This is a genomic window from Pseudolysobacter antarcticus (genome assembly GCF_004168365.1).
In the GTDB taxonomy this organism is placed as follows: domain Bacteria; phylum Pseudomonadota; class Gammaproteobacteria; order Xanthomonadales; family Rhodanobacteraceae; genus Pseudolysobacter; species Pseudolysobacter antarcticus.
Genome location: NZ_CP035704.1, coordinates 2,731,348 through 2,755,883, shown reverse-complemented (window position 1 = coordinate 2,755,883; position 24,536 = coordinate 2,731,348). Strand labels below are relative to the sequence as shown.

Sequence of the window (24,536 nt, the reverse complement as noted above, 5' to 3'; positions counted from 1 at the left end):
TCCGCTGCGGCTGATCAGCTCAGCCGCCAGCGTAATTTCAACCAGATCGAAGCACCGAATACGATCAGGAAATAACTGAATTCCCAACCGCGCATCCAGCTAGGGCCGAGGTGGATCAGCTCGCGTGGTGGCAGGGTGATATGCAACGCCTGAACCGGTGCATCGTCCGGCAAATACCCGGCCGGATTGCCGATCAGATAGTTTAGCCAGATGTGTTTATGCTTTATGCCGCTGGTATGCGCATCGGGGATGCTGAGCAGTGAACGCCCGGTGTTATCGACGAGCTCGCTGCTTGCTGCGGTGCGCGGCGAATTCACTTGCCAGCAGCCGCTGTCGATAATTATTGCAGTATCCGCTGGTTGCCAGCGCAGCAACGGAATCGCGCTGATCGGTTCGGCACAGACGTTGATCGAGGCGCCTGTCGGTGGTGGTTCAAATGCAAAACGATTCGATAACCACGGCATCAGAAACAGCAGCGGCAAACTCGCCAGCAACGCCGGACGCAAACTCAGGCCGAGCTGGCGCAACGACAGCAGGAAATTGTTGCGGATCAAACCACGCAACTCGGTGAAATCTCCAGCATGCAATGCCAGCGCGCGCTGACTCGCTTGCACTTTCTGGCGCAGATCGGTGAGCGCGGCCTGATCGGAAAAACGCCGGTACAAAATCATGCCGAGCCAGGCCGATGCGATCGCGTAAATAATCATTCGCACGAGCGTTGGCAGAGCCAATGCGGTTAATGCCGAATCCAGCGTATCGAGCAGCGGCGCGGGCAGATCGAGCAGGCCGAGATTCATGGTGAGGTTTTTGCTGGAGCCGGCAGCTGACGCAGGATTGCGGCGCCGAGATCGGCAATACCGGTGATCGGCGCATCCAGCGCAAACGACGTGAACAACACGCCCGGCACCGTATCGGGATCGATGCAATGATCGCCGCTCCAGAGTTGGCGATTGTCTTCGATCGCGGTCGCGGGCGTAGCGCCGAGTGTGGTCTGCCACGATGCGCGATAGCCGGGCGCATAACCGACAATCAGATCAGGCGCGTCACCGATGTGTGGCCCGCTGTAGATCGCGCTGGCATCGAATACCTGATTGATCGCGCGCGTATCGGCATCAAGCAGGCCGCGCAGTTTTTCGGCGATTTCAGATTTCAGCGCAGCGACGGAATCTGCGCTGACGATGCCTTGTGCCTCGCGACCGCGCAGGTTCAAAAAAATGCCATTGAGGCCGAGTGCGTAAGCGCGCGTTTTGCTCCAGTCGACTTGGGCGAACAGCGGTAATACGCCATCCGCGCCGGGCTTGAACACCAAGTAACCTTGTTGCGCCAGCCAGCGGTTCAGATGCACCGCGCGGCGGAACGACGCAAAACCATGGTCGGACAACACCAGCAGTTTGTCGCCGGGTTGCAGGCGCGATTGCACTTCGCCGAGCACACGATCGGCCTCGTGGTAAATCCACGGAATCGCACCGCGTGCGAGCGCGCTGGATTGCGCATACAACGGATGTTGCTGATCGATGCCGCGCCAGAACATATGACTGACACGATCGGTCTGCACGAATACTTCGATCACGAGTTCACTGTCGTTGCGCTTGAGCGAGTCGTAGAGCATCGCTTCGCCTTCGGCCAAGGTGGTTTTCACCATGTCGAGCCAGCCTTGTTCGGTCATGTGGCCTTGGTTTAGCGCCCAGGTTTCTTCGGGCATGCCGAGGGTGTGGAAATCGCCGATGCTGTGCGCGAGTTCGGCGGCGTAACCGGGCGGCGCCGTGATCGGTGCGGCGGGGTCGCTCGGGTCGAGATTGATCGGCGACACGTACAACAACGGCCGCGGGAAACTCTCGATCAGATACACGCGCACCATACCGGCAACGCTGCCGACACCGGCGAAATCGAAATGCAAATGGATCCACGGCGACCACTCGCCGACCTTCAATGACAATGTTTGGCCGCCCAGACTCAATCGCGCGGCGTTGTTTTCCGGCGCGAGTTGCAATGGCACGCTGAGCGCGGGCGCTGCAGGTTTGAGCGGATGAGCGGGGCCATTGAACTGGCTATGGATCGAACCGTCATCGCCGATCTGCACGAGTTCGACACGCCCGCCATTTTCGGCGCCGGGAATGGGCCGCGTTGCATAAATCGTATACGTGCCCTGCGAGCCGAGCAGATCCGGTACGCCCATGCCGGAAAGCATGCGCGTGATGTCGTCGGGCGGGTAGGTGACTGGCACGCGCAGCACGGTCGCACGATCACCCGCGCGTTCGGCTGTCGACCAGAATGCTTCGCCATCGCGACGGCTGTGTACGCTCGCGGAATCGAGCGGCAATTCCCAGCCGAACAACCGCAATACGTGGCTCGCGGGCGTGGTCATCGCGATCGAAAAATCCGGCGTGTAGTTGCTCGCGTCACGGCGCAGGAAATCGAAAATTCCATGCGCGCCCGGATTGCCGCCGGTGGCAAAACTGGCCCAGGCCACGGGCGATTGCGGCGGGTTGGTGGTGGCGAGGCGCTGGTAATGTCCACTTTTTGCCAATTGTGCAAAATGCGGCAAAGTACCATCCGCCATGCCGCGTTCGGTCAGCAGCGGATCCATACCGTCGAAACCGAGTACGACCAGGCGCGATTGTGCGGGCGGCGCAGGTGTCTTGGCGCAGCCGGCAAATAGCAGAATGACGCTGAGCGCGCAAGCGAACACATAAATCACGCGCATCGGATTATCGCGATTCGGGTTCGGAAACATCTTCTTTTACGACGGCGGCCGGCGCCGCGCGCGCGCCACGCAGACGTCGCCACAGCAGTCGAATCGGCCAGCTCAGGATCGCGACCAGCGCAAGCACGAGGCCGACCAGCACCGCCCACAACGAGCCGAGAAAACTCAAGCCGGCGCCGGGGCCGATGTAAGCCTCAGCGCTGGCGCTGACGATCAGCAGTGCGAGAACAACGAATATCCGCATCGCAGGAATCCAATAATTGAAGCAATGAGTGTAGCCAAGCCCTGCGTTGATCGCGAGCGAAGTTTGCCGGCGGGATTCACGCCTGTATCGATCGCAGCCATACTCCGCCGATGGATTCCAGCAAACTCAGCCGTCCGCGTGTGCCGGCGTTCGATCGTCTTGTCGGCGCGTTCGCGGCACGTTGGCCGCGCCTCATGCAGCGCCTTGGCGACTGGGAAACCAGCGCGGTGCACGATGAAATAGCGGCGCAGCGGATCGTCAGTCCGGTTTATGTCTGCGGACTTGCGCGTGCTGGCAGTACGGTATTGCTGGAGTTGCTGGCGGCGGCGCCGGAGTTCACTACGCATCGCTACAGCGACTTTCCGCTGCTGTGGACGCCGTACTGGTGGAACTGGCTGCACGCGCGTTTGCCGCTGCCTTCAGCTCAACCGCAACAACGCGCGCATCATGATCGTATCGCAGTGACGGTGGACAGCCCGGAGGCTTTTGAAGAGGTGCTGTGGATGCATTTTTTTGCCGGCCGGCATGACCCCCGAGTCGATCAGGTACTTTCTGCACAAAGCGAAAATGCAGCATTTGCCGCTTTTTATACAATCCATATCCGCAAGTTGCTGGCTGTGCGCGGCAAGCAGCGGTATCTGGCCAAGGGCAATTACAATCTGACTCGCATCGGTTATTTGCGAAGGTTGTTTCCCGATGCGCGTTTTGTCATCGCGGTGCGCGAGCCGCTCGCGCATGTCGCCTCGCTGGTCAAGCAAGACCGATTATTCAGCGCGTGGGCGAAGGATGATCCGGCGGTTGCGCGACATCTCGCGCGCTGCGGTCACTTCGAATTCGGTCCGCACAAATCCGCCGTGAATGTTGGCGATGCCGAACAGGCGCGGGCGATTCAAGCGTGCTTCGATACGAATCAGTCAGTGCAAGCCTATGCGCGGCAATGGGCCGCATCCTATGGCTGGCTAATGCGTACCTTGGCAAATGATGCGGAGCTGGCCAGTGCGTGTCGCCTCGTGGACTACGGTCGGCTGTGTGTCGAGCCACAGGTCGAGCTGGAGAAGATTTATGCGCATGCTGGTGTTGAGGTTTCGCTATCAGCAAGACTCAGCCAACAACATGCAACGCGTCTGGCATTGCCTGACTATTACCAGCCCGGATTCAGCACCAGCGAATCGGGCCTGATCGTGCGGGAAACGACAGAAGTCTGGCGTCAAGTCTGCGCGTGGATTACAGTGCTGTAGCACGACTAAGTTTTCAAACCGGGGGGTCAAGATGAAACGTATCACTTTGCTGTGCGCATTTTTTGCGCTGGCTCAATTCGCGCACGCCGATGTTTATGTTCTCGAGACCGATGGTTTGGTTGCCAAAGGCAAGCCACACCTCGCCGCGGGCAGTGTCGCTGGCGCAAATCCCATCAACGCGCACATTGCCAAACCGGGCGAGAAACATCACGGTATTCCGCTGGGCGGAATCCATCCATCCGCGACCGGTTCGCAACAGCTGATCGATGCGTCGGGATTGAAATATTTCATCAATACCAACATCACGTTTTCCACGACCAGTTCTGCGTCGGGCGCCATGTCCGAAGCAAGTTACACGCATGCGGTTGCGGCAACGACCAGCGGCGGTGGCGTCACCGGCGCGATACTCGACGACTCTTTTGATGGTTATAACACCTTGTGTGTGAGTCTGAATGGCACTCTTGCGAATTGTGCGACAGGCAATGCGAACTTTACGATCTACAACCAGAACGGCGCATCGACGAATGAATGTAACGGTCGCCAGATTGTATTCCCGACGAAGGTGGTCGGCGGCTTGAACGTCAGTCGCAAGGTTTACGTACCGACCGATGATTCGTTCGCGCGCTGGCTGAATATAGTGACCAATACCAGCGGCGCGCCGCTTACCTTCGGTCTCATAACCGCAAACAATCTGGGCTCAGATAACAACACCCTCATCACCGGATCTTCCAGCGGGACGATTCCACCAACGATCGCCGATAACTGGGTGGCCACCTTCCAGAATTTTTCAGGTACTACCAGCAGCGATCCACGCCTCGGCCATGTCTTGCAGGGCCCTGGTGCGGCAACACCATTGTCGGGCATCAATTTCGCGAACGGTGACGATAATCCTTGGTGGGCTTACACGGTGACCTTGAATCCGGGTGAGACCAAGATACTCATGAACTATGTAACGGCGCTCGGATCAAAAGCCGCTGCTGCGACGCAAGCTGCAGCGTTAACAGCGCTCCCATATACAAGCTTGGAATGTCTGACAGCGGCGGAAAAATTGCAGGTCAGTAATTTTGCAATTCCAACACCCACGGCGATCCAGGCGACAAAAACCTACAGCGGCGAAACTTTTGTCGGTGGCACCGGAATTTACACCGTGGTTCTGACCAATACTGGCGGAACCGCGCAGCAAGATAACCCTGGTGACGAGTTCACCGATGTATTGCCGGCAAACCTGACGCTGGTTTCTGCGACGGCAACCAGTGGTACAGCAACTACGGCTGCAAGCACGGCACATTGGAATGGCAGCCTCGCGCCCGCCGCTTCGGTGACAATCACGATCAATGTCGCGATCGCCTCGGGTGCCGTCGGCAGCACGGTGTCGAATCAAGGTACGGCGTTTTTCGATGCCGATGGCAATGGCACCAATGAAGCATCGACATTGACCGATGATCCGGCTATTTCGGGTGGGGCCCTCCCTGATCCAACCAATTTTGTCATCACCGGTGGGTCGATTATTTCGGGTACAAAAACCGTGAGCGGTACCTATGTGGTCGGTAACACGGTGACTTACACCGTCGTGCTGACGAATAGCGGCGCGGGCCCTCAGGCCGACAATCCCGGCAACGAGTTCAGCGACGTGCTGCCAGCGACATTGCAGTTGGTCAGCGCCACCGCAACTTCCGGCACGGCGGTTGGCAACGTGGGAACCAATACCGTGACGTGGAATGGTGCGTTGGCGGCCTCGAGCAGTGTCACGATCACCATCAACGGGACAATCTTGCCGAGCGCTGCTGGTCAGAATGTTTCGAACCAGGGCACGATCAGCTACGACAGTGACGGCAATGGAACCAATGATGCATCCGCCGTGACCGATGATCCGGCAGTGGGGGGCGCTGCCGATCCGACGGTTTTTGCGGTTACCGGAGGCGCCAATGTCGCGGGTACAAAAAGCGTGAGCGGCACGTTCACCATCGGCAATACGGTGACCTACAACATCGTGCTCACGAACAACGGTGCAGGGCCGCAGGCTGATAATCCCGGCAGCGAATTCACCGACGTGTTGCCTGCAACATTGCAACTCGTCAGTGCCTCGGCGACATCGGGCACGGCGGTTGGCAATGTCGGCACCAATACAGCAACCTGGGATGGCGCCCTCGCATCGTCGGCGAGCGTGACCATCACCATCACCGCGACGATCCTGCCAAGCGCCGCCGGCCATACCGTATCGAACCAGGGTGCGATCAGCTACGACAGCGATGGTAACGGCAGCAATGACGCAGCAGCGGCCACCAGTTTCCCGGGAGGTGTGGGCCCGACGGTGTTTCTCGTGGCGGCGTTGCCTGCGGTCGCGATTCCATCGTCGACGACAATGAGCCTGGCGTGGTTGGCGTTGGCATTCGCGGCGCTGGCGTTCTTCGCATTGCGGCGTCGAATCTGAGCAACATATTCGCCATTGTCCGGCGAAAGCGGCATGGCGCCCGTTCGACTGAACGGGCGCCATGTTGTTTTTACAAATTGAATTTTGGCAATGCTGCGAAAAAAATCGCAAGGTCGACATCCGCTTTCGATTAAGCGGATTTCAGCCTTGCCACGAACGGAATTTCGGCACAAGGCAATGTTGTAGATCGGGTATGGCGAAATGCGCCCGGTTAAATTAGAGTATGTATTGGGGAAAGTTTTCGTAACTTTGGGGGTGGTGATGAAACGAATAATTTCGCTTTGCGCTTTGCTCGTGCTGGCGCAGATTGCGTACGCCGATGTGTATGTGCTCGAGTCAGATGGTCTTGCAGCAAAGCACCAGACGCAGGCAGTGCCAGGCCAGCATGTTGCCGGGACACCAATCAACGCACATACCGCCAAACCCGGCGAGAAACTGCATGGTATTCCGCTGGGCGGAGTCCATCCGACTGCCACGGGTTCGCAGGCGCTGATCGATGCGTCCGGCCTGAAATATTTCATCAACACCAACATCACGTTTTCCACGACCAGCTCGGCATCGGGCGCGATGTCCGAAGCGAGTTATACGCATGCGGTGGCGGCCACGACGATGAACGGTGGCACCACCAATTCGACGCTCAACGACGCTTTTGATGGTTATAACACCTTGTGCGTGAGTCTGAATGGCACCCTTGCGAATTGTGCGACAGGCAATGCGAACTTTACGATCTACAACCAGAACGGCGCATCGACGAGCGAATGTAACGGTCGCCAGATTGTATTCCCGACGCAGGTAGTAGGAGCGCCGCCGCCTCCGGTAGGGGCAGTGAATGCAGGCATCGCAGGAGTGCTGAACGTCAGTCGCAAGGTCTATGTGCCGACCGATGATACGTTTGCACGCTGGCTCGAAGTGGTCACGAACACCAGCGCTGCTCCGCTTACCTTCAGTGTGCTGTCGTCCAATAATCTGGGCTCCGATAACAATACCAAGATCACGGCAACTTCGACTGGCACGATCCCGCCCACCATCGCCGACAAATGGGTCGCCACTTTCCAGAACTACAGTGGCACCACCTCCAGCGATCCGCGTGAGGGGCATGTGTTGCAAGGCGCAGGAGCGGCAACACCGCTGTCAGCCATCAGCTTCGCAGATAGCGATGACAACCCGTGGTGGGGTTTCACGGTCACGCTGAATCCCGGCCAGACCAAGATCATCATGCATTTTGTTACCGGACAACCGGGCAAGGTGGCCGCGGCAACGCAAGCAGCCAGACTCGCAACGTTGCCTCCAACCAGCTTGGAATGCCTGTCTACAACGGAAAGAGCTGAGATCACCAATTTCGCGGCTGCCGTACCACCACCGGCAGCAGTTCCATCGATGTCGCCGCTCGGCCTTGCGTTGCTTGCGCTGGCTGGCTGCGGCGTAGCGTTGTTCGCATTGCGTCGACGCGCCTGAGTATTCACGTCATGCGCGTTTGCGCATGACGTTCCACGCATCTGTTGGGCGCCTGCTTGAAAAAGTTGGCGCCCATTTTTTTGCAAGGCGTCACTGCGCGATCTGGCGGTAGGCGTACAACATTACGAAGGATTTTCCCGCCTTGATTCAAGCTCATAAAATACGCTCGCGTTTGGTCAGATTGTTCCCTTGCGTATCCAAGATATTGCCGTGGGCGCTCCTGTCGATCCTGCCGATATTCGGCAGCGGATGTCAGCACGACGATGGCAAGCCCAATGTCGTAATCATCACCTTCGATACTACGCGCGCCGATCATATTGGCAGTTACGGTATGGCGCTGGCGCATACACCGACGCTGGATCGTCTCGCTGCAGAAGGCGTGCGATTCGAGAACGCGATTGCCTCCGCACCGATTACCGCTGTCTCGCATTCCAGCATCATGACCGGGCTGCTGCCGCCTGCGCATGGCGTGCGCGACAACGGTTCGTTTGCCCTTGGCGACGATGCCGTGACATTGGCCGAGCGCTTCAAGGCAGTCGGTTACGACACGCGTGCATATGTCTCGGCGATCGTGCTGAACCGTCGTTACCGGCTCGACCAGGGCTTCGACGTTTACGACGACGATCTCTGGGGAGAAGCCGAACCGAAGATGTTCATGATCCGCGAACGTCCCGCTGCCGAAACCATCGATCGTGTTATCGACTGGTACGGCGAGCGCGAAAAACAGACAAAGAAAAATCCATTTTTCCTGTGGGTGCATCTGTTCGATCCGCACGAGCCGCACAAGCCACCGGCATGGGCCAAGGTACTTGCGCCGAGCTCTTATGATGCGTCGATTGCGTATGCCGATCGCGAGCTCGGTCGTCTGGTCGATGCCTTGCGTGCCAGTGGTGAACTCGACCATACGATCTTTGTGTTTACTGCCGATCACGGTGAAAGTATCGGCGAGCACGGCGAAAAAACGCATGCCATTTTTGTCTATCGCGCGACCACGCGGGTGCCGCTGATCGTTCGTTATCCGCCGCGTTTTCCGCAGGGCAACGTGTACGCCGGTCCGGTGCGCAATATCGATATCGCACCGACCTTGCTCGAGCTCGCGCATCTACCGGGAGCAAAAGATACCCAAGGTGTTGATCTGACCGGGATGGTGCGCGGTGATGTGCCGATCGTCGATTTACCGCAGTATTCCGAGTCCAAACTCGCCGAGCTCGATTTCGGCATGGCACCGTTGTACGCGGTGCGCAAGGACGGTTACACGTTTATCCGTGCGCCGCGTCCCGAGCTTTACGATCTGAAGAACGATCCCGGCGAGCTGCACAATCTGTACGGTGATGCGAAGTATCAGACCAAGGCCGACGCGCTTGATGTCGAACTCGAAAAGCTCATGCAGGACAGTGCTAAACATGCGATCGCCGCGCGCACCGATCCGATGTCGAAAGAGACGATGGAGATGCTGCAGTCGCTCGGTTATCTGCAGGGCGCAACCGACCGTGCTTCGGCTGCCGGCATCGATCCGAAAGACGGCATCGCGATGTACAGCAGGCTGGAAAACGCGCGACATTTTGCGCAGCAGCGCAAGTGGGCCGCCGCCGAGAAAGAGCTGAAAGCGATTCTGGTCGAAATGCCGCGGCATTTCTCCGCGCGCAGCGTACTTGCGCTGGTCGAGTTCAAGCGCGGCAAGTACGACGAGGCGCGCGCGCAATACCTGGAATTGCTCGCGCAGGATCCCAAGCAGTTTCGTTTGTACGGCATGCTCGGCGAGATCGAGCTGATGCAGGGCAAGCTGGATGATGCGGAGCGCTACAACATGGAAGCACTCAAGATCGCGCCGCAATTTGTCGAGGCGATGGGCCAACTCGGCCTGATTGCGACTATCCGTGGCGACGATGTCATGGCGAAGAAGTGGTACGACCAGGCGATGCTGATCGATCCGACTTTCCCGCCGCTGCGCCGACGTCTTGCCGATTTGTATTTCGAGCGCGGTGATTTCGAGGCCGCACTGAAAGAATATCAAGAGGCGTTTGCGCATCAGGCCAAGGATTTCCGCAGCCTGTTGCAGGCCGGCGCCAGCGCGCGTCGCGCCGACAAGCCTGATGAAGCCGAACAGCTTTTGCGCCAAGCGATCAAGATGCGCGACAAGACATGGCTGCCGCGTTACAACCTCGCGTGCCTGCTCGCGTCGCTTGGCCAATCCGATAACGCCCTGCAAGCCCTCGACGATGCAATCGCCCATGGCATGGTCTACGGCAAACTGCTGGTCGAAGATCCGGATTGGGATACGCTGCGCAAGGATCCGCGATTTATCGCATTGCAGAAAAAAGTGCAGAAAATCGATGCTGCGGGTAGTCCGAAAGAAGGCGACATCGACGGCGATATTCCTGACGCGGATTGATCTGGATTTATGGTATCCACCTAGATTTAGCTTCGGGAAATCAATGGCAAGATAGCGCTTCGCTAACCCCCAACAACATTCGCCGGATCAGCCAACTCCAGCGAGCGCAGTAACACACCAGCTTGGGTGCGATTTCTTACGCCGAGTTTCTCGAAGATCGCGGTCATGTGCGCCTTTACCGTGCGCTCCTGAATACCAAGGCTGTCGGCGATCTGTTTGTTGAGCCGGCCGTCGCTGACCAGGTTCAGTACACGCAATTGTTGAGCGCTGAGCGACGCGACTTTTTTGGCGAGCGCCGCATCGGTCGATGACATCGCCGCTGCATTCACCGCATCACGCAAGTTCGGCGGTACGTAATTTTCGCAATTCAACACGCTGCGCAATGCGGCCTGCAGAACGTTCATGTCGGCACGTTTCGGAATAAATCCTGCCGCGCCATAGGCGAGTGCGCGGCTGATCGTGCGCGCATCGTCGTGCGCGGAAATCATCACGATCGCCACGGTGGGAAATTCGCTGCGCAACATCGCCAGGCCCATCAGGCCATGATTGCCGGGCATATGCAGATCAAGCAGCACCAGATCGGTGTCGGGTTCGGCATTCAGCAAAGCCCGCGTGCCATCGAGTGTTGCGGCCTCGAGCACGCTTGCTTCGGGTACGAGTTCGCGCACCGCCTGCATTAGCGCAAGGCGATAAAGTGGGTGATCGTCGGCAATCAGGATGCGGCTCATACTGTGCAATGTACCGTTTCTTCTGGCCGCAGTGCAGACAATTTATGCTGCCTGCATCACGCGCGACAACGCTGCCGCCACCCGCGTTTTGTCTACTGTACTTTCGTACCATTCATCGTGATCGGCGCGCTGTTATGGTGTGCTCTGGCGGAGGAATAATCATGCGCAATCTTGTACTTTTCATCTTCGTGCTGACCATGCTCGGCGCGTGCGCGACATCACCGCGCGATAGAATTGCCGTTGCCGCGGGGAAACCGATGACCGACTTTCTAGTATCGCCCACTCTTGCCACGACGCACGCCGCCGATGATGACCTGCTCACAGCCGGTCTCGGCTTGGCGGGGTTGCGCGCGTTGGCGCCGCCGGTCTTTGCCAATCCGGAAAAACCGACGGCAGCGGAAGTGCGTCGTCGTGCGATCTGGAACAACTGGCGCGGTATCGCCGATCTTGCGCCGGGCGGCGGTTTTGGCGATCTGTATGGATCATTGCCGAGTGTGCCGGGCCGTGAATTTCAGGCGCTGGCGAAATTGCCGGGGGCTAACCAACCGCATCGCGTGCTCACGCAAATCCCCGATGATTTTGATCGCAAGGCGCGTTGTGTCGTGGTCGCTGCGTCGTCGGGTTCGCGCGGTGTATACGGTGCCATCGCGCTGGCCGGCGGCTGGGGTTTGACGCATCACTGCGCCGTGGCCTATACCGACAAAGGCACCGGTACGGGCTACGTTGATATCGATACACGCAGCGCCGTGCAACTGGATGGCACACGCGGTGTGGCGGGTGAGCCTGCGGAATTTGCACCGACATTCACCAGTGCGATCCCGGCGCATAATGTCGCGATCAAGCACGCCCATTCCGGCGACAATCCCGAGGCGGATTGGGGTTCGCACATCTTGCAAGCGGCGCAGTTTGCACTGCATACGCTGGATCAGGCGCTGCCAAGTGAGGCGCCATTCACTTTCAGCAATACGCGCGTGATAGTGCTCGGTGTATCGAATGGCGCGGGCGCGGCGTTGCGTGCCGCCGGAATCGATCATGAGCATCAACTTGCCGGTGTGGTGGCGGTGTCGCCCAGTGTTTATTCCGGCGATGGTCGACCGTTGTACGACTACGTTACCGAGGCCGCGATATTTCAACCTTGCGCGTTGCTGCATGCCACGTTCGATCATGTCGCGCTGGCACGGCCGAAAGGCGCAAAACCGGCGACCTGGGCGCAGCGTTGCAAGTCCTTGCACGACTATGGTTTGGTCGCGGCGATCGACACCACCGCGCAAGCCGGCGAGGCGTATTCGCGAATGCGCGAAAACGGCTGGACCGACACCGCCATCGAAGCTGGCGCGATCAGCAGCAGCTTCGATTTGTGGCGCGCCGTGGCGGTGACGTATGCCTCGGCGTACACCCGCAGTGGGGTCGAGATGATGCCCTGCGGTTATCGTTTTGCGGCGCTCGATGCGAGCGGCGTAGCGCGCGCTAGCAGCGTCGTTGAACAAGCAACATGGTCGGCCGATGGCACCGGTATTCCACCGAGTCCGGGTATCGGCATCATCGACAGCATGGCGAACGGTGCTGATCCTTCGGTGCTTGGATTATTGTGTCTGCGGGCAATGTGGGACGGTGAGCATGCGTTGAAAAGACGACTACACGCCGGTGTCGAGGCAACCCTTGCCGCGCCGCCGCGCGCGGGTTTGCCGGTGATCGTGATTCATGGCGCCGATGACGGCTTGATTCCCGAAGCATTCACCAGCGCGGCGTATGTGCGTACCGCGAAACAACAGAGCGCCGATCGTGATCTGCGCTATTGGCGCGTCGCCAACGCGCAGCACTTCGACGCGTTCCTCGGTCTGCCCGTGCTCGGCGCGCGATATGTGCCGCTGATGCCGTATGCCTATGCGGCGATGGATGCGATGTTCGCGCATCTCACCCAGGGCACGCCGCTGCCGGCGAGTGCGGATATCGCTGCGTTACCGCGCGGATTGAACGCGGGTGTGGCACCCGCGTTGAGCGCAAAAAATCTCGGTGCGATTCCCAAATAGACGGCTATATCGATTTTCGCAGTGCGATATTGTTCCGTACCACGATGCCTAGATACGCGAATAATTCCACGATACGGCTTTGCCATCGCGATACGGCATCACGCCATGAAATGCACGCGGGTCAGTATCAAACACCAGTGGCAGGAAATGCCGGTCGCCGTCCCACAGCGGCAGCTCCATGATGCGCGCGATGTCGATCCATTCGAGCTCGCCTTCGGCATTCCGTTCGAGCGGTGTGCCGCTAAAACTGTCGATCAAAAAAACGAATCCGAGCCAGTCTTCGCCGTCCTTGCCGAAGCCGGGCCAACTGATCGTGCCGCGCAGACTCAAGCTCTCGCATTCGATCGCGGCTTCCTCGCGAATTTCGCGGCGCATGCACGCGACGATATTTTCCTCAGGCTCCATCTTGCCGCCGAGTCCGTTGTATTTGCCTAGGTGCTGATCGTTGGCGCGCGCGTTGCGATGGATCAACAGCACTCTGGATTTATCGGGCGAAAGAACGTAGCCGAGCGTGGCGACGATAGGCGTGTAGGGCATGGGCAAATTCCGATGATGTCGCGTAAAAGCGCAGTGTAACCGGCGCGCCTATCGTGTTCAGAACGGCTGCATCAAATTTCATCGCCGTCGCGACTTTGGTCATTGTCATCCTGCCTCGTGCGGGTCATCGCGATCGAGCCCGCTGCTTAACACGGCAGCAATATCGATATCGATGTGCACAAGGCGATCAATGGATGGGCCGAATCGATGCGCCTAGTTGCAAGGCCAGGATATCGCCAACGCGATCCTGTTTGCGGTGAGCCAGCCAGATCATGTCTGCATCAATGAAATCCTGATGCGCCCGACCGATCAAGAACGCTGATCACGCGGTCAAAACGGTGATGCATTTTTCATAGAGATCGCGATGTTGCAGATCGACAGTGCAGTCAACAAGCTTGCCGTATAACTTGATCGAAAACGGAGCCAGCCGACCATCAGACTGAAGGTCGCTTGTCGACCCCACGCGTTCGTTGGCGAACGGCTGCTAAGGGCTCGTCAATGCCGGGCGAATCCACCGCTCACGGCGGCAGAGCTTCTTCACCATCGCCGCGCACGGATTTGAGCAGCGGGTCGGTCTTCACGAACGAAATGCCAGCGTCGTGCTGCGCGTAGGCGCGTTCGAGCCACTCAAACGTCTTGTCGGCCTCGCCACGCCAGCCATAGACCTGCGCGGAGCGATTTTCGACAATCGCGACGAAGCGCGCAGCAAGGTGTTCGACGACATCGAGGTGTTCTACAACCGGGAGCGGCTACACAGTAGGGCTGGTCGGAATAGATCGATTTTTGATATTTTCCTGCTGCAAGTAACTGATTACCGCAGATATCGTTACTTTGTCAGAGATCGAAAATCAACGAGTTACATCAAGCCGAAGTAGCTTTGGTGCTCTCCTCGACCTTCGCGGAATGCAATGGAACCAATAACAACCATCGGGCGGACATTTACAACGCGATGGGAGAGTCCGCGGACCGAATTCAAGTTATAGCGACCTTAGGTCATCTTATCCATTTTCGATAAGGTGCCTAAGGTTCCTATTAACTCGCCCGATACTCCCGGCCCATGCGAAACGCGTCTTCCGCATACGCGACTTGCTGGATAGGAAACGACTTGCAGGATTGTTATGGGCTATCCTGGAACCACGTCAACTCGATTGGCGCCCGGAATCGCGTCGGTCACATCAAGGATTGCCGAAGACACAGCAGCAGTGCGGATAGCCAGTTTTTTGACCAATCTTCGCCAACCCAGTTGACCAGTCTCGCCGGACAACGTGACCAGCGCCGCCAGCGATTTGACGATCCTGCTGATGGTCGCATGTCGACCTTTAACTGCCGGTCGCGATCAGCAGCATTTGAATAACCATTTGGCTTAGGCGCACCTTGGCATCGGTACGCGGTAAACTCTGGCTCTTCGCCCATTGTTTCACTAGCAGCCGACCAATTGCGCGCAGCAATCGACAGCGCGTTGGCACCTTAACTCACCTCTGGAGAAGGCCCGTGCGTAAAGCCGTCAATATCTGCAAAGGCATCTTCATTTCCATTTTGATGTCGTCGTCGGCGATTGCCGCTGACGAGACCAGCAAAGTGATCGACGATCCAGCCTATACACGCGCACAGCGGCTCATCGAAGTCGAACCCGGCCGTAAGCTGAACCTGTATTGCCTTGGCGAAGGAACTCCTACAGTAATCTTTGTGTCCGGCGTGGCCGATGACACTTCGGCGTGGGCCCGCGTGCAACCTGCAATTGCTGCACACACACGTGTATGTTCTTACGACCGAGCGGGGATCGGTTACAGCGATGCGGGCCGCCGGCCGGCAGACAGCGCCAACATCGTCGACGATCTACACCGTCTTCTGAATGCCGCATCGATAAAACCGCCTTATATTCTGGTTGGCCATTCGATGGGCGGAATGCATGCGAGGCTTTATGCTGATTCCTATCTGCCCGAGGTTGCTGGCATGGTGCTTGTCGACTCGGTGAGTGAAACCGGGCAGGAAAACGCCTGGCGGCTCGATCCGCAGCAGCCGACCCATGAGCATGCCTTTGCTTTGGATCCGAAGGAGTTGGCGAACCAGCGCGATTGTATCAAGGCAGCGCAGCTTGGCTTCGTTGAGGGATCGGAGTCCTATAAAATGTGTGTTCCGCCCGATGATCCGCGCTACAGCGATGCGATCAATGCGTCCCTCCATAAAGCCTATATGTCGCTGGGCTTTCAGCAGGCAGCGATCAGCGAACAAAACACTTACCAGGAGAGCTCCGACGAGGTACGTGCGGCACGGCGCTGGTACGGCGACATGCCGTTAATTGTGCTGTATGCGCCACTCCCCGCGCGCCGGGACGGGGAAACGCAGGCACATCGGGATGCGCTGGATCGCGTAAGGTTAAGCTTTCTAGATCAACTCGTTGCGCTTTCCAAGCGTGGCATTGTCCGACTCGTACCCACCGCGACGCACGAAATTCAGAAGTCCCAGCCCGACGCGGTGATAAAGGCAATACTTGAGGTTCTGAAGGATGCGCGAGAGCCGAAGGAGCACGACCCAGCGGCGCAACATCAATGATGTAAAAATAGTTGGCCACTGCTTGCTTCAGTATTATCAATACTAAGCACGGCAGCTTTGCGGAAATGATTTGGCCGTGGATCGTGTCCTTTCTTGGCCGAGAGCAGCCGGTCGCTGGATGACCCGCGAGACAGATTTGATCACGAGCAGTATGCTGATCACGGATCGCCGGAACCACTGATAACGATGATCTGTACAGGCACTTCAGCGGGGGACTGCAAAAATAGGCAGACTGTTGGACATTGCTCAATTACGTGGCGAAAACGTGCAACCCAATTGTCGAAATGCGGCAGTTAGTCGCCGAAAAAACGGTCCAGATGTATGGCAACACACGCTATGTACCGGAGCCGCAATACGCCCTCCGGCACATTCGATTTCAATAGCTAATTTCTTCGATCAGAAGCCCAGCGAAATACCCGCGTAATAAGTGCGTCCGAATGCGGGCTCAAGACCGTTCTGGAAGACGCGCGAATAATAAACTTTGTCGCCGAGATTCGAGATACCGGCGAGTAGACGCACGCGTTCGGTCAGGTTGTAGTCGCCGGAAAAATCCACCACGGTGTATTGCGGAATCTTGGCCGGCAGATACCCGGGCTGACCGAGCACGGCGGTCGTGCCGGTATCGTTATCCTGCCAGTATTGCGAGGCGACCGAGCTTGCGCTGAGACTGAGTTTGTAGTGTTTGTCCTGTGCCCACACCACGCCCGCGCGAGCGACATAATGCGGCGCGAATGCCGGAGTGTTGCCGACAAGACTCGTGCCGTTCGGATTCTTCAGCGTGCTGCCGGTAAATTTTGCATTGAGGAAACTGGCGTTCGCAAAAAGATTCAGATGCTGGCCGTCATTGCTGCGGTCGCCGATGGCGAGCAGATCGTATTCGATCTGACCTTCGATACCGCGATGGCGCGTATCGCCAGTGTTGACGTTGATGGTATCGCCGATGGCATCGATCACCTGTGATTCGAGACGATTCTTGAAATCGATTTCAAATAGGCTGACATCGTAATACAAACCTTTCGCCGGCCAGCCGTGGATGCCGGCTTCATACGTGGTCGACTTGGTCGGGTCGGGATCGTTGTTACTCGGCGAGGTCTTGCCGAACGGACTGCCGATATCGAGATAACGCAACGGACGGAAACCCTGCGACACGTTCACGTAGGTTTCGTTGCCGTGGCCGAAATCGTTACCAAGGCCGAGACCGAACAGCGGCACGCTTTTCGCGTAGTTCTTGTCGATCAATGGCACTGGCGGATTGGCGCCGGTTTTCCCGGTGTTCAAGGTTTCATCGACATCGAGTTTTTCATGCTCGAAACGCACCGATGGCACGATGTGGAATTTGCCGAAGCGGAAAACGTTTTCAGCGAACACCGCGGCGTAGTCGGTGCTGCGATCTTGGCGCAACGTGGGTGTGCCGCTGTGATCGTATTGATCGACGACCAGATTGGTGCCGAGCCATTTGCGCCACGGGCTATCCGATTGATACGCGGTAAAACCCGTGGTGAATGCGTTGCCCTGACCCCAGTCATGGCGCAGGCGTGCGTCGAGTCCGGTGAAACGATACTTCTGCGATTCGAGCGTGCTATTCGGCACCGGCTTTGCGGTCAGGCTTTCTGAGCGATCGGCCTGGTCGTGGTAGCCGCGCCATAGTTTCACTTCGAGCTGGGTCTTGTCGTTGAAATGATTTTCGTAGCCGAGCACGGCGAAATCGTGATCGACCCAAGTGCGATTGTCCGGTGTCGTGGTGAGATTCGGGTTGGCAATCCACTGCGTGTAGCTCATGCGTCCGGCCTGCGCATTGTCGCTGCGATACGCATGCAAATCGAAGGTCAGTTTTTGTGTGTCATCGAGCTTGTAGCCGAGATGCAGATCGCCGCCGCTGACTTTGTAGTCGCCATTGTCGCGCTGGCCGTCGGCCTGACGGTAATTGAAGTCGGCGCGGTATTCCCATTGGCCGCTGGTGCCATCGACCTCGGTGTAATCGGAGAACAGGCCGTGACTGCCGATGACATTTTCGGTATAGCCGCCGAACTCGCGGGAGGGATCAGGCCGGCGTGTGACGTAGTTCAACACCGCTGGTTCCGGTCCGTACAGCAGGCCGGATCCGGCGCGCAGAAATTGGATCGACTCGATGCTCTGCGGCACTGGAATATAGTAATTGGTCGGGAAGCCGATCCAGTCGCTGACGATCGGAATGCCGTCCTGCAAGCTAAGGATGTACTCGCCTTCCTGCGGGTTGCCGATGCCGCGGTAATTCACGTTCAACTGGCCCGGAGTTTGTTGTTCCGAAACCAGGATGCCCGGAATATGGGCGAAAAGGTTACGCAAATTGTTGTCGATGACGGTAGGAATATCGTCGAGTTTTTCGACCGTGCTCTTTTTCGTCACGGTGATCTTGGTGCCGTCGACTTCCGGCAAAAGATGGGCGCGTTTAGTCTCGATATTCCACATCCACGGTTTGTCCTTGACTTGCACTTCGTTCAGGCGCGTGGTGTTGTCTGCGGCAGCCATATCCGTGCCCAACGGTGTTTCAGCCCATGCCCCGGCGTTGGCAAATGCCAACAGAATACCGACGCTCAGCGCGCTATGCCGAAATCCGGGCATGAAAGAGTTTTGCAAATTGATCGACATCGAATTACCCCTGGTATGGATGTGTTGGTTTCGCATCACGCAGCCCGATTCGTCACAAACGGAATCCAGTCCGTGTGCAATCGTCAGGTGCGCCTGCGGGTGACCGAGTTTCAAATTCCGTGGTGGTAGCAGCCCTGCAACAGCCCCTGTGCACGGCGAATTAACTTCTTGCTAACCTGCGGCGATATTCGCATTGCGCCGGGTAATATTTCATCAGTCATTGGAATGACAAGATATAAGCCTTTTGACCCATTACTTGTGGCTGTGCGCTGTAGAATCGGCCGCCGATGGATGTGACGCGCATAAAAAAAGGCGAGTCTTTCGACTCACCTTTTTTGTTTTCACGCATTGTTTTAAACTGCTTGAACAACTGGCGCCGGCTAAATTCTCAGAAAGTAGACGTCACTGCCAGCAGCGAGCTTGCAAACAAAGGGCTCAAGCAGAATTACGCGTGCGGAAGTTGGAGCTGCGACCGCCGCTCGGCTTCTTCGCGCCGACGGCGTGACCACCCCGCGGTGCTGCTGCGTGCGGGCGACGTGCATGCGACGCACCCGGCTTGCCGTTGTTGCCAGCACGCGGATTCGGGCGCGCAACATCGAGACGCAGCGGCTGCATCGGGGTGAAGCCTTCCACGTTCACCACTTCGATATCGCGCTTGAGCACGCGCTGGATGTCACGCAACAAGCCACCTTCGGCATGCGAGACCAGCGAAATCGCCAAACCCTCGGCGCCAGCGCGGCCGGTACGACCGATGCGATGCACGTAGTCTTCGGCAACCATCGGCAGATCGTAGTTCACAACGACTGGCAGCTGGTCGATATCCAGACCGCGTGCGGCGATATCGGTCGCGACGAGAATCGTGGTGCGGCCAGCCTTGAAATCCTTGAGTGCGCGGGTACGGGCGCCCTGGCTCTTGTTGCCGTGGATCGCGTCGGCCTTGAATCCGGCTTCTTCGAGCTGCTGGCACAAACGATCGGCGCCGTGCTTGGTGCGGCTGAATACCAGCGTCTGGCGACGGCTATCTTCGGCCAGCAAATGCAGCAGCAGGTCACGCTTCTTCACTGCGTCGACCGGATGCACGCGATGGGTGATGGTGGCGACGACGCTGTTGCGCGCGGCGATCTGGATTTCGACCGGATCACGCATGAACTGTGCGGCAAGTGCCTTGATCGGTTCGGCGAATGTCGCCGAGAACAACAGGGTTTGGCGGTTCTGTTTCGGCACGGTCGCGAGGATACGCTTCAACGCTGGCATGAAGCCCATGTCGAGCATGCGATCAGCTTCGTCGAGCACAAGGATTTCGACACCGGACAGATCCGCAGTGCGACGTTCCATATGATCGAGCAGGCGGCCCGGTGTGGCCACGAGAATATCCACACCGCGACGCAGGGCCTGCATCTGCGGACCCATGCCGACGCCGCCGAAAATCGCGGCGCTGGTCACGCCGACGTATTTGCCATAGGCACGGATGCTGTCATGCACCTGGGCGGCGAGTTCGCGAGTCGGAGTCAGAATCAATGCACGTACTTTGCGCGAGGCATTGGCGGGCTTGCGACCTTCGGGATACAGACGCTCCAACATCGGCAGCGAGAACGCCGCGGTTTTGCCGGTGCCGGTCTGCGCGCCGGCGAAAAGGTCATGACCGGCCAGCGCAGCCGGAATAGCTTCGCTCTGGATCGGGGTGGGCTGGGTGTAACCCTGTTCAGTCAGGGCACGGTTAATCGCGGGCGACAGCCCGAAAAGTTCAAAAGACATGGTGAAGCTCCTAAAAAGTAAAACCCGGAGCGTTCCCTTAGAACCGCGCTGCAGGGCGAAATGATTCGGCGCCTGCGCAGGATGCGGAGAGGCCGCGTTTGAGCGTCGAGACCGAGCGGGCGTGAGGCCGAGATGCGTACACGGAAACGATTCGAGGAATCTGTTTCAGGCACAACGGCTATGGGCATCCGAAGGGGAAACCGAGAAGCGGCGCAACAAACAAGGCGGACTATACGCGAACTCAGGCTTCCAAGCTACTGATTGTTTTCAACTGTTGCGCTGCAGCGTGCATTGCGTTCAGGAAGCCGGTCGGAACTGGTGCGGTCAGTGGCAGAAATCCGATAGGCGTGATTTCATGTTCTTCCCATCGATGGCCGCCTCGTATGCAGTTGTGTTTGAGCGAAAAATTATGGCATGCTGCGCAAATAAGAATTATTAGCATTTGAGGGCAGTATCATGCGTCAAAAATTTCTCCTGACAGGCGCGGTGACGTTCTTTTTCTGCGCGAGCGTATTCGCCGAATCTGCCAGTGCGCCCGTTGCCGCAAGCGCGAAAACCAGCGCAGGCAAGCCGACTCAGGCGACGCCTGACAATACATCGCTGCAGCGCGAGATCGAACAGCTCAAGCGTCAGATCAAGCAATTGCGGCCGGATATCACCGAGGCAATGCTTGGATTGCAGATTCGTCATGCGCGGTTGTGGTTTGCCGGTGAAGCAGGCGACTGGGAGCTGGCAGCATTTCAGGTGCACGGTTTGCAGGATGGGCTGGACGGCATTGTTGAAAACTATCCCGAGCACGCTGCATTGCAGCCCGAGCGGCTCGGCGATATTTTGCCGGCGATGATGGGTGCGCCGATGAAAACCTTGCGCGCGGCGGTGGACAATAAAAACAAAGCTGAATTCGAGCGCGCGTTCGATGGCGTTTCAGCGGCGTGCACGGGTTGTCACACCGTTGCCGGGTTTACTTTTTTGCAGATCCACCGCCCGAAAACGTCGTTGCTGGATAATGTCAGCGGTACACCCGTTGCGACGTCCACAGCCAAATAGCCGGAAGGCCGGTGTGTGGCGTAGAACAAACCCCGATCACAACGGAATGCGCTTGGCGCTGTCGTAATGCTGGCGCCAATAAACGTTGCTGAGATAATCCAGCCTGACCACGCCGCCTTCGTTCGGTGCATGCACAAAACGGTCTTCGCCGACGTAGATGCCGACGTGCGATGCGTGGCGGCTGGTGGTGTCGAAAAAAATCAGATCGCCGGCCTGTAAATCGTTGCGTGCGACCGCGGGAAGTTGCAGGTCGGCCAGATCGCCCACGGTGCGCGGCAGCACCACGCCGGCGGCATCGCGGAACACAAAATCGACCAGGCCACTGCAATCGAAACCGGTTTCCGGTGTGTTGCCGCCGTAGTGGTAAGGCGTGCCGACCAAGCCGATGGCGCGGAACAATATATTGTTGGCCGCCGTCACGCCCTGGCGCGCCGCTGGTGCGGTGAAGCGCGGCAACGCGGTCGATGTCGGTTTGCTACGCTGCTGCGAGCATGCCGCGAGCAACAGACTCAGGCACAGCAAAAAATTCAGTGAGCGATGGATGGGCAGGGCGTTCGACATGCCGATAAAATCCGTGATGCGCGGTGCGCTGTCAATCATTGCATGTAGATGCCAAACAGCTTGCCGATCGCATGCCAACAATGACGTGGCGCACTCAACTCGCTACTCTACGCAACTTTCCCGCGAGGACGCTGCATGAAAGCCGAAACCAATTCCGTGGTGAGTTTCCATTATTCCCTGACCGACGAGGCCGGTGAACCGATCGAGAATTCGCACGAACGCGAACCGATGAGCATTCTTCTCGGTGCCGGCAATATTATTCCCGGGCTTGAGTCGGCGATGACCGGGCGTGAAGCTGGCGATCGATTCGACGTCACCGTGACACCCGAGCAAGCCTACGGCGAACGTCGCGACGGCTTCACCCAGCGGGTGCCGAAAAAATATTTCGAGCTGGCGCAACGCCTCAAGCCCGGCATGACCACGTTGCTGAAAACGCAGGACGGCAGTCAGCGCATGGTGGTGGTGATGAAAATCGGACAAAGTGTGATCGATGTCGACTTGAATCATCCGATGGCTGGCAAGACGCTGAATTTTGCGGTGGAAATTCTGGATGTGCGCGTGGCCAGCGAGGAAGAAATTGCGCATGGTCATGCGCATGCGGAAGGGGGCCATCAGCACTGATTTTTGCGGCGCGTAACGCGACAAGGCAGGGATTTCGACATGCCAAAACTGCATGAATGCGATGTCGCCGATCTGCGCCCGACGCAGATCACGGTCGGCATGTTCGAGGTCGAGGACAAACGCAAGATGCTCGCGGCGTTCAGTAAACACGAGCGTCGCGATTTTCTCCAGGCGCATGCGATTCCGGCGGTGCGCGGTCTCGACAATAAGCTCTACATTACCGATCACCATCACCTCGGTCGGGCCTTGTTTGATGATCGCTTCGATAGCGCATTTTTTCTCGTCGAAGCCGATCTTTCAGCGCTTGATGAAACGAGTTTTTGGCAGCACATGCATCAGCAACAGTGGGCGCATCCGATCGACGCCAGCGGCAAGCGCCGTGATTACGCGAGCATTCCGCATCACCTGGAAGATCTGCTCGACGATCCGTATCGCAGTCTGGCCGGTTATGTACGCAACGCAGGTGGTTATGAAAAAACGCCTACGCCATTTGCCGAGTTTTTATGGGCGGATTTTTTCCGCACGCGGATCATGCTTGACGGTAGTCGTGGCACATTCAATCGCGCCGTCGAGCGCTCTGTGAGCTTGGCGCACAGCGAGGCGGCGCATGCTTTGCCGGGTTATTTGCCGCTCGCTAAAAGCTGAGGACTTCGCCTTGTCGACTGGCGTTTCAGACCCAATATCTGTATAAAGCGCAAGCCTGCGTATCGCAACAGGTGTTGTCGGCAACGGCAGTCCGGTACTTGAGCTCCGCTCGTTACTCTCTGACATTGCATCACCCTGAAATACCAGCCAGTGCCCGCAAGGGTGAAATATCTCCATTGATTGAAGGTTATACATATGTCAGATCAGCTGATTGGAACCGTGAAATGGTTCAACGATGAAAAAGGTTATGGGTTCATCAGTCGCGAAGGCGGCAGTGACCTGTTTGTGCACTTCCGCTCAATCGTAGGCACCGGCCGTCGTGGTCTGGTCGAAGGTCAGAAAGTGCGCTTCACCCTGGGCGAAGGCCAGAAAGGCCCACAAGCCGAAAACGTCGTTCCCGAATAATCACGTTTTCTTTATCAGCGCGCGGAACTACTGCTTCGCGCGCTGATCTCAATGCTCGATAATGTGCGGCGCGGGTTTTCTCCGCAGCACGCAATGCATTGATTGTTTTATCCCGTCTTCCACGGATGCCGCGTATCATGCGCTGGTATTTCGTGGCGTATAACTCGGCTGCTGTGTCATTCAGCGGTCGAGCCGTTTCTTGCGCTGCTCACGCGCGCGTTTCTGCGACGAGATATTCTTCCGCTCGTCGCCCTCATAGAGGATCCACCGATGCTGACACTTTCCGTGCGCGGTCTGCCGCGCTCCACTACCGAACAGTCTCTGACCGAACTGCTCTCACGTCATGGTCGGGTGCATAACCTGAAAATGGCCAAGGATTTGTTCTCCGGCGAATGCCGCGGTTTCGCCACCGTCGAAATGGAAGGGCATGAGGCGCGCAATGCGATCGCCGCCATGGACGGTTCCAGCGTCGAAGGCGGTCAATTGCGCGTCGGCCTCGACAAGCCGCGCGTTGGTCGCGGTGGCGGTCGCCGCTAACGCCGGACTAAGCCGATCCCGCAAC

20 protein-coding genes are annotated in these 24,536 nt (G+C 57.8%); 12 read left to right on the top strand and 8 right to left on the bottom strand.

What is annotated here, in order from left to right; translation table 11 throughout:
- Window positions 1-14: 14 nt before the first annotated feature.
- From ELE36_RS11755 to ELE36_RS11745, 3 genes are read right to left on the bottom strand one after another with little or no spacing between them, the layout of a single operon-like run.
- Window positions 15-797, bottom strand: a complete 783-nt coding sequence (locus ELE36_RS11755) for a hypothetical protein (protein ID WP_129833512.1) — start codon at window positions 795-797, stop codon at window positions 15-17.
- Window positions 794-2,734, bottom strand: coding sequence for an alkaline phosphatase family protein (locus ELE36_RS11750; RefSeq protein ID WP_129833510.1), 1,941 nt, complete (start codon window positions 2,732-2,734; stop codon window positions 794-796). Before ELE36_RS11750 ends, ELE36_RS11755 begins: the two co-directional genes overlap by 4 nt.
- On the bottom strand, window positions 2,709-2,948 hold the full coding sequence (locus tag ELE36_RS11745) for a hypothetical protein (RefSeq protein WP_129833508.1): 240 nt from the start codon (window positions 2,946-2,948) through the stop codon (window positions 2,709-2,711). Before ELE36_RS11745 ends, ELE36_RS11750 begins: the two co-directional genes overlap by 26 nt.
- Before the next feature lie 110 nt (window positions 2,949-3,058).
- On the opposite strand from ELE36_RS11745, the gene ELE36_RS11740 reads away from it, so the two are divergent.
- The 4 genes from ELE36_RS11740 to ELE36_RS11725 all read left to right on the top strand — a co-directional run bounded on the left by ELE36_RS11740 (window position 3,059) and on the right by ELE36_RS11725 (window position 10,464).
- The gene (locus ELE36_RS11740) at window positions 3,059-4,186 is read left to right on the top strand and encodes a sulfotransferase (RefSeq protein WP_129833506.1); all 1,128 of its coding nucleotides are present in this window, start codon (window positions 3,059-3,061) and stop codon (window positions 4,184-4,186) included.
- A gap of 31 nt (window positions 4,187-4,217) precedes the next feature.
- On the top strand, window positions 4,218-6,617 hold the full coding sequence (locus ELE36_RS11735; protein WP_129833504.1) for a DUF11 domain-containing protein: 2,400 nt from the start codon (window positions 4,218-4,220) through the stop codon (window positions 6,615-6,617).
- Between the two features lie 261 nt (window positions 6,618-6,878).
- On the top strand, window positions 6,879-8,072 hold the full coding sequence (locus ELE36_RS11730) for a hypothetical protein (RefSeq protein ID WP_129833502.1): 1,194 nt from the start codon (window positions 6,879-6,881) through the stop codon (window positions 8,070-8,072).
- Window positions 8,073-8,277: 205 nt separating this feature from the next.
- Window positions 8,278-10,464, top strand: a complete 2,187-nt coding sequence (locus ELE36_RS11725; RefSeq protein ID WP_129833500.1) for a sulfatase-like hydrolase/transferase — start codon at window positions 8,278-8,280, stop codon at window positions 10,462-10,464.
- Between the two features lie 62 nt (window positions 10,465-10,526).
- On the opposite strand, the gene ELE36_RS11720 is transcribed toward ELE36_RS11725, so the two are convergent.
- Complete coding sequence (locus tag ELE36_RS11720) at window positions 10,527-11,192, bottom strand: response regulator (protein ID WP_129833498.1); 666 nt, start codon at window positions 11,190-11,192, stop codon at window positions 10,527-10,529.
- 161 nt (window positions 11,193-11,353) lie between these two features.
- On the opposite strand from ELE36_RS11720, the gene ELE36_RS11715 reads away from it, so the two are divergent.
- Window positions 11,354-13,222, top strand: a complete 1,869-nt coding sequence (locus ELE36_RS11715; RefSeq protein WP_242512254.1) for a D-(-)-3-hydroxybutyrate oligomer hydrolase — start codon at window positions 11,354-11,356, stop codon at window positions 13,220-13,222.
- Between the two features lie 48 nt (window positions 13,223-13,270).
- Here the strand turns inward: ELE36_RS11715 and ELE36_RS11710 are convergent, their stop codons facing one another.
- Entirely contained in the window at window positions 13,271-13,759 is a 489-nt protein-coding gene (locus ELE36_RS11710) for an NUDIX hydrolase (RefSeq protein WP_129833496.1), read from the bottom strand.
- A 599-nt stretch (window positions 13,760-14,358) separates the two neighbouring features.
- Here ELE36_RS11710 and ELE36_RS11700 point away from each other — a divergent pair.
- Both ELE36_RS11700 and ELE36_RS11695 read left to right on the top strand, forming a co-directional pair.
- Window positions 14,359-14,634 (top strand): hypothetical protein, encoded by a 276-nt coding sequence (locus ELE36_RS11700; protein WP_129833494.1) that lies wholly within the window; start codon window positions 14,359-14,361, stop codon window positions 14,632-14,634.
- A 616-nt stretch (window positions 14,635-15,250) separates the two neighbouring features.
- Complete coding sequence (locus tag ELE36_RS11695; protein ID WP_129833492.1) at window positions 15,251-16,312, top strand: alpha/beta fold hydrolase; 1,062 nt, start codon at window positions 15,251-15,253, stop codon at window positions 16,310-16,312.
- Between the two features lie 396 nt (window positions 16,313-16,708).
- Here ELE36_RS11695 and ELE36_RS11690 read toward each other — a convergent pair whose 3' ends face one another.
- Window positions 16,709-18,940, bottom strand: a complete 2,232-nt coding sequence (locus tag ELE36_RS11690) for a TonB-dependent receptor family protein (protein ID WP_165371583.1) — start codon at window positions 18,938-18,940, stop codon at window positions 16,709-16,711.
- 435 nt (window positions 18,941-19,375) lie between these two features.
- Entirely contained in the window at window positions 19,376-20,695 is a 1,320-nt protein-coding gene (locus ELE36_RS11685) for a DEAD/DEAH box helicase (protein ID WP_129833488.1), read from the bottom strand.
- Between the two features lie 456 nt (window positions 20,696-21,151).
- On the opposite strand from ELE36_RS11685, the gene ELE36_RS11680 reads away from it, so the two are divergent.
- A complete protein-coding gene (locus ELE36_RS11680) occupies window positions 21,152-21,742 on the top strand; it encodes a hypothetical protein (RefSeq protein ID WP_129833486.1) in 591 nt (196 codons plus the stop codon).
- 36 nt (window positions 21,743-21,778) lie between these two features.
- On the opposite strand, the gene ELE36_RS11675 is transcribed toward ELE36_RS11680, so the two are convergent.
- Complete coding sequence (locus ELE36_RS11675; protein ID WP_129833484.1) at window positions 21,779-22,303, bottom strand: C40 family peptidase; 525 nt, start codon at window positions 22,301-22,303, stop codon at window positions 21,779-21,781.
- A gap of 135 nt (window positions 22,304-22,438) precedes the next feature.
- Here ELE36_RS11675 and ELE36_RS11670 point away from each other — a divergent pair, with 135 nt between their 5' ends.
- The 4 genes from ELE36_RS11670 (at window position 22,439) to ELE36_RS11655 (ending at window position 24,511) form a co-directional block, all read left to right on the top strand.
- Entirely contained in the window at window positions 22,439-22,924 is a 486-nt protein-coding gene (locus tag ELE36_RS11670; RefSeq protein ID WP_129833482.1) for an FKBP-type peptidyl-prolyl cis-trans isomerase, read from the top strand.
- A gap of 39 nt (window positions 22,925-22,963) precedes the next feature.
- Window positions 22,964-23,569, top strand: coding sequence for a ParB-like protein (locus tag ELE36_RS11665; RefSeq protein ID WP_129833480.1), 606 nt, complete (start codon window positions 22,964-22,966; stop codon window positions 23,567-23,569).
- 195 nt (window positions 23,570-23,764) lie between these two features.
- Window positions 23,765-23,974 carry a cold-shock protein gene (locus ELE36_RS11660; protein WP_129833478.1) on the top strand — a complete coding sequence of 70 codons (210 nt, stop codon included), beginning with the start codon at window positions 23,765-23,767 and terminating at the stop codon, window positions 23,972-23,974.
- 270 nt (window positions 23,975-24,244) lie between these two features.
- Entirely contained in the window at window positions 24,245-24,511 is a 267-nt protein-coding gene (locus ELE36_RS11655; RefSeq protein ID WP_129833476.1) for an RNA recognition motif domain-containing protein, read from the top strand.
- Window positions 24,512-24,536 lie beyond the last annotated feature (25 nt).

Excerpts from the sequence above, each read along its gene's own strand:
- ELE36_RS11755 (WP_129833512.1), bottom strand. The coding sequence starts at position 797 with ATGAATCTCGGCCTGCTCGATCTGCCCGCGCCGCTGCTCGATACGCTG.
- ELE36_RS11750 (WP_129833510.1), bottom strand. The coding sequence starts at position 2,734 with ATGTTTCCGAACCCGAATCGCGATAATCCGATGCGCGTGATTTATGTG.
- ELE36_RS11745 (WP_129833508.1), bottom strand. The coding sequence starts at position 2,948 with ATGCGGATATTCGTTGTTCTCGCACTGCTGATCGTCAGCGCCAGCGCT.
- ELE36_RS11740 (WP_129833506.1), top strand. The coding sequence starts at position 3,059 with ATGGATTCCAGCAAACTCAGCCGTCCGCGTGTGCCGGCGTTCGATCGT.
- ELE36_RS11735 (WP_129833504.1), top strand. The coding sequence starts at position 4,218 with ATGAAACGTATCACTTTGCTGTGCGCATTTTTTGCGCTGGCTCAATTC.
- ELE36_RS11730 (WP_129833502.1), top strand. The coding sequence starts at position 6,879 with ATGAAACGAATAATTTCGCTTTGCGCTTTGCTCGTGCTGGCGCAGATT.
- ELE36_RS11720 (WP_129833498.1), bottom strand. The coding sequence starts at position 11,192 with ATGAGCCGCATCCTGATTGCCGACGATCACCCACTTTATCGCCTTGCG.
- ELE36_RS11715 (WP_242512254.1), top strand. The coding sequence starts at position 11,354 with ATGCGCAATCTTGTACTTTTCATCTTCGTGCTGACCATGCTCGGCGCG.
- ELE36_RS11710 (WP_129833496.1), bottom strand. The coding sequence starts at position 13,759 with ATGCCCTACACGCCTATCGTCGCCACGCTCGGCTACGTTCTTTCGCCC.
- ELE36_RS11690 (WP_165371583.1), bottom strand. The coding sequence starts at position 18,940 with ATGTCGATCAATTTGCAAAACTCTTTCATGCCCGGATTTCGGCATAGC.
- ELE36_RS11685 (WP_129833488.1), bottom strand. The coding sequence starts at position 20,695 with ATGTCTTTTGAACTTTTCGGGCTGTCGCCCGCGATTAACCGTGCCCTG.
- ELE36_RS11680 (WP_129833486.1), top strand. The coding sequence starts at position 21,152 with ATGCGTCAAAAATTTCTCCTGACAGGCGCGGTGACGTTCTTTTTCTGC.
- ELE36_RS11675 (WP_129833484.1), bottom strand. The coding sequence starts at position 22,303 with ATGTCGAACGCCCTGCCCATCCATCGCTCACTGAATTTTTTGCTGTGC.
- ELE36_RS11670 (WP_129833482.1), top strand. The coding sequence starts at position 22,439 with ATGAAAGCCGAAACCAATTCCGTGGTGAGTTTCCATTATTCCCTGACC.
- ELE36_RS11665 (WP_129833480.1), top strand. The coding sequence starts at position 22,964 with ATGCCAAAACTGCATGAATGCGATGTCGCCGATCTGCGCCCGACGCAG.
- ELE36_RS11660 (WP_129833478.1), top strand. The coding sequence starts at position 23,765 with ATGTCAGATCAGCTGATTGGAACCGTGAAATGGTTCAACGATGAAAAA.
- ELE36_RS11655 (WP_129833476.1), top strand. The coding sequence starts at position 24,245 with ATGCTGACACTTTCCGTGCGCGGTCTGCCGCGCTCCACTACCGAACAG.